The organism is Pseudomonas sp. P5_109 (assembly GCF_034009455.1).
GTDB lineage: Bacteria > Pseudomonadota > Gammaproteobacteria > Pseudomonadales > Pseudomonadaceae > Aquipseudomonas.
Genome location: NZ_CP125380.1, coordinates 505,316 through 521,799 on the forward strand (window position 1 = coordinate 505,316; position 16,484 = coordinate 521,799).

At 57.9% G+C, this 16,484-nt stretch carries 9 protein-coding genes and 1 pseudogene; 7 read left to right on the forward strand and 3 right to left on the reverse strand.

The genetic code is table 11. The features are described from left to right. Nucleotides 1–62: 62 nt before the first annotated feature. Both QMK54_RS31145 and QMK54_RS31150 read left to right on the forward strand, forming a co-directional pair. Nucleotides 63–1,091, forward strand: a pseudogene (locus QMK54_RS31145) (cache domain-containing protein); the annotation flags it as partial. A gap of 132 nt (nucleotides 1,092–1,223) precedes the next feature. Then, a complete protein-coding gene (locus QMK54_RS31150) occupies nucleotides 1,224–1,955 on the forward strand; it encodes a methyl-accepting chemotaxis protein (protein WP_413787366.1) in 732 nt (243 codons plus the stop codon). Between the two features lie 117 nt (nucleotides 1,956–2,072). On the opposite strand, the gene QMK54_RS02225 is transcribed toward QMK54_RS31150, so the two are convergent. Then, nucleotides 2,073–3,875 (reverse strand): acyl-CoA dehydrogenase, encoded by a 1,803-nt coding sequence (locus QMK54_RS02225; RefSeq protein WP_320401976.1) that lies wholly within the window; start codon nucleotides 3,873–3,875, stop codon nucleotides 2,073–2,075. 234 nt (nucleotides 3,876–4,109) lie between these two features. After that, nucleotides 4,110–8,060 (reverse strand): trifunctional transcriptional regulator/proline dehydrogenase/L-glutamate gamma-semialdehyde dehydrogenase, encoded by a 3,951-nt coding sequence (gene putA / locus QMK54_RS02230; protein ID WP_320401977.1) that lies wholly within the window; start codon nucleotides 8,058–8,060, stop codon nucleotides 4,110–4,112. Nucleotides 8,061–8,520: 460 nt separating this feature from the next. Between putA and putP the strand changes: the two genes are divergently transcribed. From putP to QMK54_RS02255, 5 genes are all read left to right on the forward strand, one after another. Continuing rightward, nucleotides 8,521–10,005: a sodium/proline symporter PutP gene (gene putP / locus QMK54_RS02235; RefSeq protein ID WP_160390578.1), complete on the forward strand. Its 1,485-nt coding sequence runs from the start codon at nucleotides 8,521–8,523 to the stop codon at nucleotides 10,003–10,005. A gap of 280 nt (nucleotides 10,006–10,285) precedes the next feature. Continuing rightward, nucleotides 10,286–11,698 (forward strand): PAAR domain-containing protein, encoded by a 1,413-nt coding sequence (locus QMK54_RS02240; RefSeq protein ID WP_320401978.1) that lies wholly within the window; start codon nucleotides 10,286–10,288, stop codon nucleotides 11,696–11,698. Continuing rightward, the gene (locus QMK54_RS02245) at nucleotides 11,695–12,081 is read left to right on the forward strand and encodes a hypothetical protein (RefSeq protein WP_320401979.1); all 387 of its coding nucleotides are present in this window, start codon (nucleotides 11,695–11,697) and stop codon (nucleotides 12,079–12,081) included. The genes QMK54_RS02240 and QMK54_RS02245 overlap by 4 nt, the downstream gene beginning before the upstream one ends. 2,155 nt (nucleotides 12,082–14,236) lie before the next feature. Further along, a complete protein-coding gene (locus QMK54_RS02250; protein WP_320401980.1) occupies nucleotides 14,237–14,548 on the forward strand; it encodes a hypothetical protein in 312 nt (103 codons plus the stop codon). Nucleotides 14,549–14,771: 223 nt separating this feature from the next. After that, nucleotides 14,772–15,608, forward strand: a complete 837-nt coding sequence (locus tag QMK54_RS02255; protein ID WP_108216288.1) for a 23S rRNA (adenine(2030)-N(6))-methyltransferase RlmJ — start codon at nucleotides 14,772–14,774, stop codon at nucleotides 15,606–15,608. 104 nt (nucleotides 15,609–15,712) lie between these two features. Here QMK54_RS02255 and msrA read toward each other — a convergent pair whose 3' ends face one another. Next, nucleotides 15,713–16,360 (reverse strand): peptide-methionine (S)-S-oxide reductase MsrA, encoded by a 648-nt coding sequence (gene msrA / locus QMK54_RS02260; protein WP_223593837.1) that lies wholly within the window; start codon nucleotides 16,358–16,360, stop codon nucleotides 15,713–15,715. Between the last annotated feature and the right edge of the window lie 124 nt (nucleotides 16,361–16,484).

The window sequence follows — 16,484 nt, forward strand, 5'->3', positions numbered from 1 at the left end:
TTCTTTGGGGGTGCTCCATGCAGTTCTGGCGACGCAGTATTCAATGGCAGTTGATCCTGAGCATGGGCACCGCTCTGCTCGTCAGTATTCTGATCGTGGTTGGCATATATACCCTGGTGGTCAATCGTCTCGCCCAGAGCTATCTGGTCGAGCAAGCCTTGCCGTCGAGCATCGAAGCGATGCGCAACGACATCGAGCGGATCCTCGTCCAGCCACTTACCGCCGCCAAGGACATCGCCAGCAACAGCATGGTGCGCGACTGGCTGGCCGCAGGCGAAGACAGCGCGCAGACCAACACCTTCGCTACCTATCTGGAAGGCATTCGGGCCGAACACAAAGCCTTTACCGCGCTGATTGTCGGCACCGCGTCCAACCACTACATCACCGAAAAAGGCCTGGACCGGACCCTCAGCCGTTCCAATCCCAAAGACGCCTGGTTCTACGCGTTTCTCGACAGCAACCAGCCGCGCACCCTCAATATTGACAACGATACGGCCACCGGAGAATTGGCGCTTTTCATTGACCTCAAGGTCGAGCAGGCCGGTAAAGTCGTGGGTGTTGCCGGGCTTGGCCTGAGCATGAAAGAGCTGTCGGAGCTGATCCACAACTTCAGCTTCGGTGAGCGCGGCAAGGTCTATCTCGTGCGTTCCGACGGTTTGATCCAGGTGCACCCTGAAGCGCAATTCAGCGGTAAACGCAGCCTGACCGAGCAGATTGGTGCTACGGCCGCGCAAGCAGTGATGAGTCAAAAAGCTGCCACCAGTAGCGGCTTCCAGCGTGAAGGCGAAGACTTCCTTGCGTTAAGTCTGCCTCTGCGCGATCTCGGCTGGACCCTGGTGGCCGAAGTGCCGCAATCGCAGATCTACGCGGAGGCCCGCCGCGCGATGTGGATGAGCAGCGGCATCGGCCTGGCGGTGGCCATGGTGTGCCTGTTGCTGGTGGTGTTGCTGGCCCGTGGGTTGGTACGACCGATTCGTCAGGTAACAGCGGCGCTGGTAGCCATCGGTAGCGGTGGTGGAGATTTGACCCATCGGTTAGATTCCAGTCGTGCCGATGAGCTGGGCGATCTGGCTCGCGGTTTCAATCGGTTCCTGGATAGTCAGCGCGACATGATCGGTGAAGTGCTGACCACCAGCGAACGTTTGCGCACCGCTGTGGGGCAAGTGGCCAGGGTTGTGGATAACACTGCCGAACGTTCCGGGCGCCAACAGGAAATGACCGACATGGTCGCCACCGCGGTTCACGAAATGGGCCTGACCGTTCAGGAAATCGCGCAGAATGCCGGCAACGCAGCGGTCGCGTCGCAAACGGCCCGGGATGAGGCGATGCAGGCGCGGGAAGTGGTGGGCGGCTCGATCCGCCACATTGAAAGCATGTCCCAGGAAATCGGTGTCGCGGCCACTGCTGTGGGTGAACTGGCCCATCAAGTGGCATCCATCGATCAGGTGCTGGCGGTGATTCGCGGGATTTCCGAGCAGACCAACCTGCTGGCGCTCAATGCCGCCATCGAAGCGGCGCGGGCCGGGGATATGGGGCGTGGATTCGCCGTGGTGGCCGATGAAGTGCGGACGTTGGCGCGTCGTACGCAGTCCTCTACCGATGAAATCCAGCAGATGATCGGCAGCCTCAAGCAAGGCGCGGAAAACGCCGTTTCATCGATGCATTCCGGGCAAGCCGCGACCGGCACAGGCGTCGAATCGAGCCAGCGCACCGGAGTCTCGTTGACCGCCATTACCGGACAGGTCGAGCGCATCAGTGACATGAACCATCAGGTGGCGACGGCGACGGAAGAGCAGTCGGCGGTGACCGAGGAAATCAATCGCAACGTGCAGGGTATTTCCGATCTGGCGCGGGCGACGGCTGGGGAGGTCAGGGCCTGTCGTGAGGACTGCCAGACGTTGCAGCGCCTGGCGGATGATCTGGCGCGGCAGATGGGTGGGTTCAAGCTGGGGTGATGTGGCGTCTGCGCGGACGTCTTCGCGAGCAAGCCCGCTCCCACAGTTGGAATGCATTCACCTGTGGGAGCGGGCTTGCTCGCGAATGGATCTAAGCAGCACTACAAATACTTGGGATCAGAACCACTCATCCTGCATGCCCAGGCACACATCATCCCGCGCCTCAAGAATCGCCAGCTCATGGTGGCAACCCGGCACTTCCCAGGTCAGGAAGTAGCGCGCCGCCTGCAGCTTGCCCTTGTAAAAGCTCACATCCGCCGCATTGCCCTTGGCCAAACCTTCCTCGGCGCGAATCGCCTGTTCCAGCCAGCGCCAGCCGATCACCGTGTGCCCGAACACTTTCAGGTACAACGCCGAGTTCGCCAGGCTGCTGTTGACCTTGCCCTGGGCCAGATCGGTCAACAGGCCGATGGTCACGGTTTGCAGGCGTGCCACCAGCTTCTCCAGCGGCTCGCGCAGTGGCGTCAGTGCCTCAAATGCCTGGGCGCGTTCGGCGGTGTCGGCGATCAGGCGGATCAGTTGCTTGAGCCCTGCACCACCGTTCTGCGCCAGTTTGCGGCCCAACAGGTCCAGCGACTGAATGCCGTGCGTGCCTTCGTGGATCGGGTTCAGGCGGTTGTCGCGGTAGTACTGTTCCACCGGGTATTCGCGGGTGTAACCGTGGCCGCCGAGGATCTGGATCGCCAGTTCGTTGGCCTTCAGGCAGAACTCCGACGGCCAGGATTTGACGATTGGGGTCAGCAGGTCCAGTAACTCATGGGCTTGTTTGCGCTCGGCTTCGGTCTCAAGCGTGGTGGTGTCATCGAACAGCCGCGCCGCGTACAGACCAAGGTCGAACGAGCCTTCGACGTAGGCCTTCTGCGTCAGCAGCATGCGTTTGACGTCGGCGTGCTGAATGATCGCCACTGGCGCGGTGTTCGGGTCCTTGCTGTCCGGCACGCGCCCCTGTGGACGCTCGCGAGCGTACTCCAGCGAATACAGATAACCCGCGTAGCCAAGCATCACCGCGCCCATGCCGACGCCAATCCGCGCTTCGTTCATCATCTGGAACATGTAGCTCAGGCCCTGGTGCGGCTTGCCCACCAGATAGCCGACGCACTCGCCGTTATCGCCGAAGTTCAGCGCGGTAGACGTGGTGCCACGCCAGCCCATCTTGTGGAACAGACCGGCCAGCAGCACATCGTTGCGCTTGCCGATGCAGCCATCATCGTTGACCAGGAACTTGGGCACGATAAACAGCGAAATGCCCTTCACCCCGGCCGGCGCGTCCGGCAACTTGGCCAGCACCATGTGCACGATGTTTTCCGACAGCGGATGATCGCCGCCGGAGATGAAAATCTTGTTGCCCTTGAGGCGATAAGTGCCGTCGGCCGCAGGTTCAGCGCGGGTGCGGATATCCGAAAGCGACGAGCCCGCGTGGGGTTCGGTCAGGGCCATGGTGCCGAAGAAACGGCCGTCGATCATCGGTTGCAGGAAGTGACGCTTCTGCTCGTCGGTGCCGAAACTCTCGATCAGGTTCGCCGCGCCCATGGTCAGGAACGGGTACGACGTCGAAGCAGCATTGGCCGATTGAAAGTGTGCGAAGCAGGCCTGGGAGAGCAGTGTAGGAAGCTGCATGCCTCCCGCCTCGAAACTGCGCGCGGCGTTGAGGAAACCGGCTTCGAGAAAGGCGTCCACCGCCGGTTTCACTTCCGGAATCAGAATCGCCTGACCGTTCTCATAGCGCGGCTCGTTCTCGTCACCCTTGCGGTTGTGCGGAGCGAAGAACTTCTCGGCGATGCTGCGGGCAGTGCCAATCGCCGCATCGAAGGTTTCCCGGTTGTGCTCGGCGAAACGCTCACGCTGGATCAGGCCCTCGGCATCGAGGACTTCATACAGCTCGAAAGCCAGATTGCGGGAACTGAGCAACGTCTCGGACATGGCGGCCTACCTTTTTTTGGAATGGGCCGAGTCTAGGCTTGCTGATAAAGACTGAACAGGATGATTGATGTTGGTGATAAATGGGCAAAACATCGACCTGTAGGAGCCGGCTTGCTGGCGATGGCGGTTCATCAGACACACCGCAGTGTATTGATCGCCAGCAAGCCGGCTCCTACAAGGCAAAAAAATGGGCGCCGATGAGGGCGCCCATTTTTACCGTGACAGCATCGCTATTTAGCCGATCGTCATCAAGCTCGCATTACCACCCGCCGCCGCAGTGTTAACGCTCAACGCACGCTCGATCACCAGACGCTCCAACGCAATGTTGGTTTCGCCCTGCGACAGACCCTGCACACCGACGATGGCGCCGGCACGCTTGGCCACTTGCTGGCACACCGCACGCAACTGGTCGGAATGGCCGTGATGCAGAACCGCATCAAACACCACTTCGTCCTTGTTCCAGTCGGAAACCAGCTTGATGCGTGCCTGAATGTCCTTCGGCAGGCGTGCGAACAAAGCCTTGCTCAAGTCGGTTTCCGGCCAGACCGCCGAGCCGCCGACAGCCAATACCGCCGCCAGTTGAGTCAGCAGGTCGCCTTCGACTTCCGCCAGGCACAGCACGTGCTCGCGCGGCAGGATCGCGTAGCTGTTGCGCTCGCCGGTCGGGCCGGCCAGAAGGCGGGTGATGCCGCTTTGCGATTGTGCGGCGAACTGCACACACAGGGTGCTCAGGTCGGCGAACTTGTTGCTGTCGGCCCAGGCTTTCAGGGCAGTCAGCGGTTTGCTCATGGCTTCGCGCAGACGAACGTCCGGTGCTGCGGCGGCATCGCCACGAGCGAAGGATTGTTCGATCGCATCCGCAGGGCGGGTCGACAACAAACGGTACAGATACAGCGGGCCACCGGCTTTCGGACCGGTGCCCGACAGGCCTTCGCCGCCGAATGGCTGCACGCCTACTACTGCGCCAACGATGTTGCGGTTGACGTAGACGTTACCGGCATTGACGTTGTCGATCACCTTGGCGATGGTCTCGTCGATGCGGGTATGCACGCCCAGGGTCAGGCCGTAGCCGGAAGCGTTGATCTGGCCGATCAGTTGATCGATATCCTTGCGCTTGTAGCGGACCACGTGCAGCACCGGACCGAAGATCTCCCGCTGCAACTCGTCGAAGCTTTCCAGTTCGATCAGCGTCGGCATTACGAAGGTGCCGCGTTTGACTTCTTCGGCGTCGGCAATGGCCACCTGGTACACGCTGCGACCTTTGTCGCGCATGGCCTGGATGTGCTTCTCGATACCCGCCTTGGCTTCGGCGTCGATCACCGGGCCGATGTCCACGGACAGGCGCTCAGGGTTACCGAGACGGCTTTCAGCCATCGCGCCCTTGAGCATTTCGATGACGCGATCAGCGGAATCTTCCTGCAGGCACAGGACGCGCAGGGCCGAGCAACGCTGGCCGGCGCTGTCGAAAGCCGAGGAAACCACGTCGATCACGACTTGTTCGGTCAGTGCCGAAGAGTCGACGATCATCGCGTTCTGGCCACCGGTTTCGGCGATCAGCGGGATAGGGCGACCCTGGCTGTCCAGGCGACCGGCGATGTTGCGTTGCAGCAAGCGCGCGACTTCGGTGGAACCGGTGAACATCACGCCTTTGACGCGATCGTCGCCGACCAGGCCGGCACCGACGGTTTCGCCGCGACCTGGCAGCAGTTGCAGCACGCCTTCAGGGATACCGGCTTCGAGCAGCAAGCGTACGGCTTGGGCAGCGACCAGAGGAGTTTGCTCCGCAGGCTTGGCCAATACCGGGTTACCGGCGGCCAGGGCTGCAGCCACTTGACCACTGAAGATCGCCAGCGGGAAGTTCCACGGGCTGATGCACACCACAGGACCCAATGGGCGGTGAGCGTCATTGGTGAAGTCGTTGCGCGCCTGCACCGCGTAATAACGCAGGAAGTCCACGGCTTCACGCACTTCGGCGATGGCGTTGGCGAAAGTCTTGCCGGCTTCGCGAGCCAGCAGGCCCATCAACGGCTGGATCTCGGCTTCCATCAGATCGGCGGCACGTTCCAGGATCGCGGCGCGTTCGGCGGGCGGGGTGGCCTGCCAGATTGGCGCAGCGTTGAGGGCGCACTGGATTGCATTGTCGACGTCTTCGACGGTGGCTTCCTGCACATGGCCGACCACGTCACGCAGGTCGGACGGGTTCAGCACCGGTGCCGGAGCTTCGTTGCTCGAGACGCAGCCGAGCATCGGCGCCGCTTTCCAGTGGTTGTGTGCGGTAGCGAGCAGCGCGCAGGACAGGGACGCCAAACGATGTTCGTTGGCCATGTCGATGCCGCTGGAGTTGGCGCGCTCGGAGCCATACAGGTCACGCGGCAGCGGAATGCGCGGGTGCGGCAGGCCGAAACCACCTTCCACGGTCGCCATCTGCTCGATCTGAGCAACCGGATCGGCCACCAATTCCTGAATCGAAATCGACTGATCGGCGATGCGGTTGACGAACGAGGTGTTCGCGCCGTTTTCCAGCAGTCGACGTACCAGATAGGCCAACAGGGTTTCGTGGGTGCCGACCGGGGCGTACACGCGGCACGGACGGTTCAGCTTGCCTTCGGAAACTTTGCCTACAACCTGTTCGTACAGTGGTTCACCCATGCCGTGCAGGCACTGGAACTCGTACTGGCCTGGGTAATAGTTCTGACCGGCGATGTGATAAATGGCCGACAGGGTGTGGGCGTTGTGCGTGGCGAACTGCGGATAGATGACTTCCGGTACCGACAGCAGTTTGCGCGCGCAAGCGATGTAGGACACGTCGGTGTACACCTTGCGGGTGTAGACCGGGTAGCCTTCCAGGCCTTCGACCTGGGCGCGCTTGATTTCGCTGTCCCAGTACGCACCTTTCACCAGGCGGATCATCAGGCGATGACGGCTGCGGCGAGCCAGGTCGATCACGTAGTCGATCACGTACGGGCAACGCTTCTGGTAAGCCTGGATGACGAAACCGATGCCGTTCCAGCCAGTCAGTTGCGGCTCGAAGCACAGGCGCTCGAGCAGATCCAGCGACAGCTCCAGACGGTCGGCTTCTTCGGCATCGATGTTCAGGCCGATGTCGTATTGCTTGGCCAGCAAGGTCAGCGACAGCAGGCGCGGGTACAACTCGTCCATCACGCGCTCGTACTGCGCACGGCTGTAGCGCGGGTGCAGGGCGGACAGCTTGATCGAGATGCCCGGGCCTTCATAAATCCCACGACCGTGGGAGGCTTTGCCGATCGAGTGGATGGCTTGTTCGTACGAGGCCAGGTACTTCTGCGCGTCGTGCTCGGTGAGCGCGGCTTCACCCAGCATGTCGTAGGAATAGCGGAAGCCCTTGGCTTCGAACTTGCTGGCGTTGGCCAGGGCTTCGGCGATGGTTTCACCGGTGACGAACTGCTCGCCCATCAGGCGCATGGCCATGTCGACGCCCTTGCGGATCATCGGCTCGCCGCTCTTGCCGATGATGCGGCTCAGGGACGACGTCAGGCCGGCTTCGTTGTGGGTCGACACCAGTTTGCCGGTCAGCAGCAGGCCCCAGGTGGCGGCGTTGACGAACAGCGACGGGCTGTTGCCCAGGTGCGGATGCCAGTTACCGGTGCTGATCTTGTCGCGGATCAGGGCGTCGCGGGTGCCTTTGTCCGGGATGCGCAGCAGCGCTTCGGCCAGGCACATCAGTGCCACGCCTTCCTGGGACGACAGGGAGAATTCCTGCAGCAGGCCCTGAACGATGCCGGCACGGCCGCCAGCGCTCTTCTGGTTGCGCAGTTTTTCAGCAATCGAGGCAGCGAGTTTGTTGGTGGCTTCGGCCATCGGTGCCGGCAGGCGAGCCTGCTCGATCAGCATCGGTACCACTTCCGGCTCAGGGCGACGGTAGGCGGCGGTGATCGAAGCGCGCAGTACCGATTGCGGCAAGATGCTTTCGGCGAATTCGAGGAAGCACTGGTGGGCGTGATCCAGAGGCGCGTCGACGCTGTCGTCGGAATCCTTGGTCATACCGCTCAGCTCAGTCAGGGTTGCACCACCCTCGAGTTTTTCCAGGTAATTGAAGATTGCCTGCTTGATCAGCCAGTGCGGCGTGCGATCAATCGAGGTCGCGGCGGCCTTGAGGCGTTCGCGGGTCGGGTCGTCAAGTTTGACCCCAAGGGTGGTGGTAGCCATGTTTTTATCCTCATGTTTGCCACGACTGCGTGGCCTCAGCTGGCGGCAAGATTAGCCGTGCGCTGACATAGGTGCAACCGGGTGCAACCCTTTTTTGTCGGAATGTGTAGCAGCTTGTCGGGAATAGAACAGCAGGTAGGATCTGGCGCTTCTGCATGGTGCTTTTACTTCTAGTAACGCACCCGGACTACCGTAAAAGGGAGTAAAAACCGTAGGATTTATCGCAAAACGACTAGGGTGCAACTTATTCTCAAGAAACTGGTTGCACCTTATTTGCTTTGTTGAATAGCATTCGCGCCCAAGGTGCAACCAGAACAAAATCCGGGTGCTCCGGCTGATGGCTTTCCTGGGGAAACATCAGTCATAAATGCGCGGGAATCCGGATCGTCTGTCAAACGTATGCGTTTGCGAGCGGTTCACCAGCCGCCGCTACATAAAAACAAAGCCAGGGCGTAACTTAATGAGCGTAAGCAATCCAACCCTGATCACGTTCGTGATCTATATCGCAGCAATGGTGCTGATCGGCTTGATGGCCTATCGCTCCACCAACAACCTTTCCGACTACATTCTGGGCGGCCGTAGCCTGGGTAGCGTCGTGACCGCACTGTCCGCCGGTGCCTCCGACATGAGCGGCTGGTTGTTGATGGGCTTGCCCGGCGCGATCTACATGTCCGGTCTTTCCGAAAGCTGGATCGCCATCGGCCTGATCGTCGGCGCCTACCTGAACTGGCTGTTCGTCGCCGGCCGCCTGCGCGTGCAGACCGAGCACAACGGTGATGCACTGACCCTGCCGGACTACTTCGCCAGCCGTTTCGAAGACAAGAGCGGCCTGCTGCGGATCATCTCCGCCGTCGTGATCCTGGTGTTCTTCACCATTTACTGCGCTTCCGGCATCGTGGCCGGTGCCCGTCTGTTCGAAAGCACCTTCGGCATGTCCTACGAGACCGCGCTGTGGGCCGGCGCTGCGGCGACGATTGCCTACACCTTCATCGGTGGTTTCCTGGCAGTGAGCTGGACCGATACCGTACAAGCCACCCTGATGATCTTCGCGCTGATCCTGACGCCGATCATCGTGCTGCTGGCTACCGGCGGCGTCGACACCACTTTCCTGGCTATCGAAGCGCAAGATCCAAGCAACTTCGACATGCTCAAGGGCACCACTTTCATCGGCATCATCTCGCTGATGGGCTGGGGTCTGGGCTACTTCGGCCAGCCGCACATCCTGGCGCGTTTCATGGCTGCCGATTCGGTCAAGTCGATCGCCAAGGCCCGTCGCATCTCCATGACCTGGATGATCCTGTGCCTGGGCGGCACCGTAGCTGTGGGCTTCTTCGGTATCGCTTATTTCTCGGCACATCCTGAGCTGGCCGGTGCCGTTACCGAAAACCCTGAGCGCGTGTTCATCGAACTGGCCAAGATCCTGTTCAACCCATGGATCGCGGGTATCCTGCTGTCGGCCATTCTGGCTGCCGTCATGAGTACCCTGAGCTGCCAGCTGCTGGTGTGCTCGAGCGCCCTGACCGAAGACTTCTACAAGACCTTCCTGCGCAAATCCGCTTCCCAGGTCGAGCTGGTCTGGGTCGGTCGCGCCATGGTGCTGCTGGTTGCCCTGATCGCCATCGCTCTGGCCTCCAACCCGGAAAACCGTGTTCTGGGCCTGGTGAGCTACGCCTGGGCCGGTTTCGGTGCCGCATTCGGTCCGGTCGTACTGATCTCCGTGATCTGGAAAGACATGACCCGCAACGGCGCACTGGCCGGCATCCTGGTCGGCGCGATCACCGTGATCGTCTGGAAACACTTCGAACTGCTGGGCCTGTACGAAATCATCCCAGGCTTCATCTTCGCCAGCCTGGCGATCTACTTCGTCAGCAAAATGGGCACGCCGACTGCTGGTATGTTCCAGCGGTTTGCGGCTGCAGAGAATGATTACCGCTTGAACAAGTAATCGTTTGAGGTCATCCCATCGCGGATGAAAGAACGGCTCGCAGCCTTTGGGTGCGGGCCGTTTTTTTTGTGAGCCATGTCCGAAACGGGCATTGGCCTTACTTCAATTTTCGTCGCCTTTTTCTGTATTACTCGTGGGAAATCTCCTGTTCGCTCTGCACTGTCTTGAATTGCCTCTGCGCCCACGTACTTTGTGTTCGCCCACTCATTCCGGGGTGGTGCGATTCATATAACAGAGGCGTGCGCCTTGCTGGCGCGTCAGAGGACAAGGAGTTCAAGCAATGGCCGACGGATATTTCATTCGCAAGGGTGACAAGACCACCTGTGGTGGCGAGGTACTGGAAGGCGATTCGCGCATGATCATCTCTGGCGCCGCGCAAGCGCGCGAAGGGGACCAGGTATCTTGCGGAAAAAACAATAAAACCTATGTGGTCGTTGGCGGTGTTTCATACTTCAACAGTCAAGACAGGCTTGTAGCAGGCTCGCTGGATAGCTTCAGTAGTTGTCCTTGCAGAGCCGGGCTTATTCCATCGCAGTTCTCGGCGGTATACGGATCCAGCCACAGCGCGGAATCTCTCACCAGACTGGCCGCCACTGCGCAGGCCGCGCCCGTTGCTGCCAGCACTCCGGTAACGTCACGATCCTCCAGCTACACGCCTGCGCCTGGCTCTCACGTGCCGCTGCGTGACAACAGCGCGCAAGCGGTAGAGCCAGGTTTTTACATCGTTCCAAAGAGCACCACCCGTGAAGAGCTTGAGGCCTCGCTGTTCACCCTGCGCGACCCGGCGGTGATGGGCAAATTCAAGTTGCTCAATCCCAATCTGCGCGATATCAAAGCCGGCTCGATGATCGTGCTGAGCGACCCGAATAACTTCCAGTGCACTCGTGAAGAGGCGCTGCTCATGAATGTGGCAGCCAAGACCAACGAGATACTTGAAACGCTCAGCCCGGCAGAAGCGGATTTCATGGTGGAACATCGGGATGCCATCCAGACAATCTTGGGCTTCGGTTCTGGCGCCATTGGCGTCGGCGCGAGTATTTTCAAGAATAATCTGGATAACGTTGGCGGTACCTTGCGTGAAATGGAAGCGCTGCATCAGCGTTCATTCCTGCGCGATGGGCATCTGAACTCACCGACATTTTTGGCTGAGCGCCAAAAGCTGCTGGCACAACTCGATAGTCACCTGACCAGCCTGACGCGCAAAGGCATCGGTTTCCCACATCACCCCAATTTGAACCGTGCAATGTTCCTATCTCCCCCCAGTCTGGTTCACCGCTGGACTGAAGCCGGCGGCGTGGGGCAGATGCCGGGGTATGCGACTCATCTTGAAGGTGTGGCTAGGGCATCCAAATATCTGAACTACGGTGGCTGGGCTGGCACTGCTCTTGGTGGTGGGGCGTCGGTTATGAAAGTTCATGATGTCTGTAATGCAGGGAATACCGAAGTTTGCGAGCGGGTTAAGTTTACTGAAACGGGGAGTTTTGTTGGGGGGATTGGTGGCGGCATGTTCGCTGGAGCGATAAGCGCTCACATTCTCGGTGGAATCTGCGTGGGGCTTGGAATTCCTACGGGAGGTTTCTCTACGCTAGCTTGTGCCGTTTTAGCAACCGGAGCGACAACCCTTTCAGCAAGCTATGTCGGAGAGAAAGTTGGCGAAACTACAGCCGAAAAAATATATGAGGCTCTTAATTGACCTTGAGCACAGCCGACACGTTATTCCTTGTTTTAGGAGTTGTTGATATCTCAGGGCTGTTCGCGGGAATCGGCTACATGCTTTTTCTCGCAAACACAAAAATGGATATTCTTCAAAGGTGTTTTAAAAACAGCTGGGGCGTTACGGAGGGGTATGCCTTTGGGTATAGCGGGGTGTGGGGAAGAATAATTATAATTGGTCGTATATCAGGTTATGTGGCCTTCTCTACCTTCTACATTAAGCGCGGACTTCTCAGTCCTGACGATTTAAAAGAGCTACCTGTTCCGCTCAAACAAAAACTAATCGCTTTGCAGTGGGTTGGTATAATTTTGTTGGTTGTTATGTTTGGTCTCGCGTTGCTAGCTGAATTTAATGTTGTTTGATTAGGAGGGGCGTTCCTCTGAAAAAACTAAAAAAGGGAACGGGTTTATTACTGGAGTGAAGATAAAACAGTCCCCCTTCCGGTCCAGCCGCGCCGGTAGTAGGAAGTATGTGCGTTGCCCTGGGAGTTCCAATAGGCGGCTTTTTCGCGCTTGCTTGCAGTATCGTTGCGGCGGGCGCTGGCTTTTATGCGGGGGGGTACGTTGGGAGAAATGAGTGGCAAGTTCATAGGCGAAGTGATTTACGAGTCGACGAAATGACTACTGCCGAAATGATTGCTCCCGGCTTGTGCGGCTTGGCGTTCGTATTCGTACTTGTCGGTAACTGTTTCGCATTACACTTGGGCTATACGAAAAGAGAATTATTATTGGAGCATTTCAAAAATAGCTCTCCAAGCATATCTAATGCTGTACGCATACATAAAAGTTGTTGGGGTAGGCTTCAGCTCGTGGGAAGCGCTTGTATGGTTCTTACTTTTCCAGATTTTTTCATCAGGCACGACGTTCTAAGTGTTCAGGACTTTGAAGATTTCCCCCGTCCACTAAGATGGAAGTTAGTCGTGTTGCAATGGAGTGTTATCGCTTCATTCACTGCTATGGCCTTACTGGTCGCGTTATGGAAATCAGGAGCGCTGAAATAGCTGGCTAAGACGCGATGACGCCGCGGTTACCTAGCGCCGGCTTTGCGCGATTAGCATGTAGTATTCTGGTCGTTGGAGTTAGTTCTTATGCTGGAGGAGAATTTGGTGGTGTACTTGGCGAAATGGTCGGAGAACAGATTTACGAGGCAGTGAAGTGATTACAGCTAAACTAATCATCGGCGGTTTGGGTGGCATGGTCATTATCTGCCAGTTCATCTGCATTGGAGTAGCTTTGTATCTGAGCTATACGAAGGGTGACTTGATGTCGTCGCACTTCAAAAGCAGCTCGTCTCTGCTGGTGTTCGGGATATATAAGAGTACGAGTCTTCATGGCAGATTGCTGTTGGTAGGAAGCATTTCTAGCATACTTACGTTTCCAGGGTTCTTCCTTAAGCGAGGTCTAGCCAATGCCGAGGACATAGATAGCTTCCCCCTCCCGCTTAAGCGCAAGCTTGTAATGTTGCAATGGAGCTTTATTGGGCTTGTAGTTTCAATGATATTGCTTGTCGTGATAGGGAAAACGGATCTCCTCCATTAGTCGAAAAGTGGGCAGCCGACCTGGTGGCGTGCCCATTATTTACACCCGTTCGCTGCTCGACCTGAACGATGGATCGCAAATAAATGAAGCCCAAAGTAAATAAATGCAAAAAATGTGGAGTGCTGGATAGAGACGGTTTGTCGCTAATAGAAGGTGAGTGTTGTCTTTCGTGTCGATTAAAAAATACGAGATGGGAAACTTTAATATTTTGAAGGAGGCACCACTCCGGTTGAAGGTTCTACTTGGTGGGGTTTCGTCGATTTTTATAATTATTTAAATATACGCAATATATCATCAACATCTATTTTTGCCTGGAGGCGCTCGCCATCAACCATTTTTGGTAGAGTTTTCAGGGCGTGGAGTGCTGATGCCGGTGTTTTCATTAACGATGTTTTCGATAAGCTTTTTGTCGTTAATTGTTTCCAATTGCCTTCGGCATTCTAGCGATCATATTTATAAAAAAATAATAAGGTACAGCTTTCACGCTGGTTGGATTTTGTATTTATTTCGATATTCTTTTTTCGGAAATAATCAGGCCTCCAACAGCTGGCGATTTACAAGCGCATCGCAAGTCGATCGATAAGGTTCTCCCTTTGCGCCATTCAGCCTCAAATTATTTTGATAAATTGTAGCTGTTATGGCTTTTTCGGGTGAGGTCCTAGGACGTTTCCTTCAAAATCTAGCGGTTTTCATGAACTGGTGCGACGTGAGTTCCGTCGATAGTCTTTGCCAGCCACTGACAACTCAGTGGCGGGGTGTAGGAACCTCTCAAGACCGTTAGAGCTACATTGGCGTCACAGCCTGGTTTGCGGCCGTTTGCATGCGGCCGTAAGATCAGTTGCGGCGGCTATGCGCGGGCACGCTTCGGCGTGGTCGAGTTTTGCTCTAAGGGTCTCGATATTCCTACCCCGTGCATAGCTGCCACCCTAGCCCGTAGGAAGGCTAATGGCAGGTCCATTTCCTCCTTAGAGCGTTAAAAATGAAATTCATACATCCCGACCCACCCTACGAAAAACCAATCCCCCACCCCGACAACCGCTTCATGGCTTTGACCAGCAACTGCACCGACATGCCCACCCTGTTCGTCGACACCCAGGCGCCACTCGACATCCTCACCGATGCCGCCAACTACAGAATCCGCGCAGTCACCCAAGTGCTTGAGAACCTGTCCATGCGCGGTTCGATTGAGTGCGAGTCGTTCATCCTCAGCGATTTTGCCTTGCTTTGCGCCATTTCGTTGCGCGATGGCTGTGATGTGCTGGAAGTGGTTGGGCGGCGGTTGCGGGCGTAGCCTTCGCAGTAGCGGCAAGTACGCCTGATATCTGTAGGAGCCGGCTTGCTGGCGATAGCGGTGTGTCAGACGTTATCCATGTTGATTGATACACCGCCATCGCCAGCAAGCCGGCTCCTACAGGTTTGCGCCCTTGCAAGTCATTTGTCAGGGCCGCTTGGCCGCCAATCCCTGACTTGCCGGCCGGTAAAAGGTAAACTTCCCGGCCTTCGCAGGAGCAATCATGAATTATCGTCACGCCTTCCATGCCGGCAATCACGCCGATGTGTTCAAACACCTGACCTTGACCCGCCTCATCGCCCTGATGTCGCGCAAGGAGCAGCCGTTTGCCTATCTCGACACCCACGCCGGCATCGGTCTGTATGACCTTCAGGGTGATCAGGCCAGCCGTACCGGCGAGTACCTGGAAGGCATTGCGCGTTTGTGGGATCAGCCGGATCTGCCGATCCTGACCGCTGATTACATGCAAGTGCTGCACGAGATGAACCCGGATGGCCAGTTGCGCTATTACCCGGGTTCGCCGGAGTTGGCGCGACGCCTGACTCGCCCGCAGGACCGTGTGTTGCTCAACGAGAAGCATCCGGAAGATGGCGTGCTGCTCAAGGACAACATGGCCGGTGATCGCCGGGTCAAGGTGCACCTGGGCGAAGGCTGGCATGTGCCCCGGGCCTTGCTGCCGGTGCCGGAGAAGCGTGCGGTGATGCTGATCGATCCGCCGTTCGAGAAGCTCGATGAGATGCAGCGCTGTGCTGCGTCGTTGAAGGAAGCGATTGGCCGGATGCGCCAGACCGTGGCGGCTATCTGGTACCCGGTGAAGGATCAGCGCGCGCTGCGTCGTTTCTACCAGGACCTGGCCGGTACCGGTGCGCCGAAGTTGTTGCGCGTGGAGTTGCTGGTGCATCCGCTGGATACGCCGAACAGCCTGAACGGTTCCGGGCTGGCGATTGCCAATCCGCCGTGGGGGCTGGAGGAAGAGTTGCGTGAACTGCTGCCGTGGTTGTCCGAGAAGCTTGGCCAGACCCAGGGTGGCTGGCGGATGGATTGGTTGATTGCCGAGTAATGCTCGGCCCGTAGGAGCCGGCTTGCTGGCGATAGCAGTCCAGAGTTCACCGCTGGACAGTCTGCCGCCATCGCCAGCAAGCCGGCTCCTACAAGTGTTCTGTGTCAGATCGGGCAAGTCACGCCAGTGCCGCCAATCCCGCAATAACCTTCAGGGTTCTTGGCCAGATACTGCTGGTGATACGCCTCGGCGAAATAGACCGTCGGGGCTTCTTCGATTTCGGTGGTGATCTCGCCTTTGCCAGCCTTGGTCAGTTCGACCTGGAACACTTCTTTGCTGTGTTGGGCGGCGGCCAGTTGCGTCGGGTTGGTCGCATAGATCACCGAACGATACTGGGTGCCGATATCGTTGCCCTGACGCATGCCCTGGGTCGGGTTGTGCAGTTCCCAGAACATCTTCAGCAATTCTTCGTAACTGACTTTTGCCGGCTCGTAGACCACGAGCACCACTTCGCTGTGGCCGGTCAGGCCTGAGCAGACTTCTTCATACGTAGGGTTTGGCGTGAAGCCGCCGGCGTAACCGACCACGGTGCTGACCACACCTTCACGCTGCCAGAAGCGACGTTCCGCGCCCCAGAAGCAGCCGAGGCCGAAGATCGCAAAGTCGACATCGTTGGCGAACGGACCCAGCAGCGGGGCGTCGTGGACGAAATGTCTTTCCGGGAGGTTCATCGGGGTTTCGCGGCCAGGCAGAGCTTGTTCTTTAGTAGGGAGCACGTTTTTGTTCACCAGGATTTCCGAGCGCAGAACCATGATCAGTCCTCTCAGTCAGGTTGGGTTGTAAATAAACAGGCTGTCAGTGTGCCCAATACCTGCCCGATACGCACTACCTTGTGGGAGCGGGCTTGCTCGCGAAGGCGTTGAGTCAGTCAGTAAC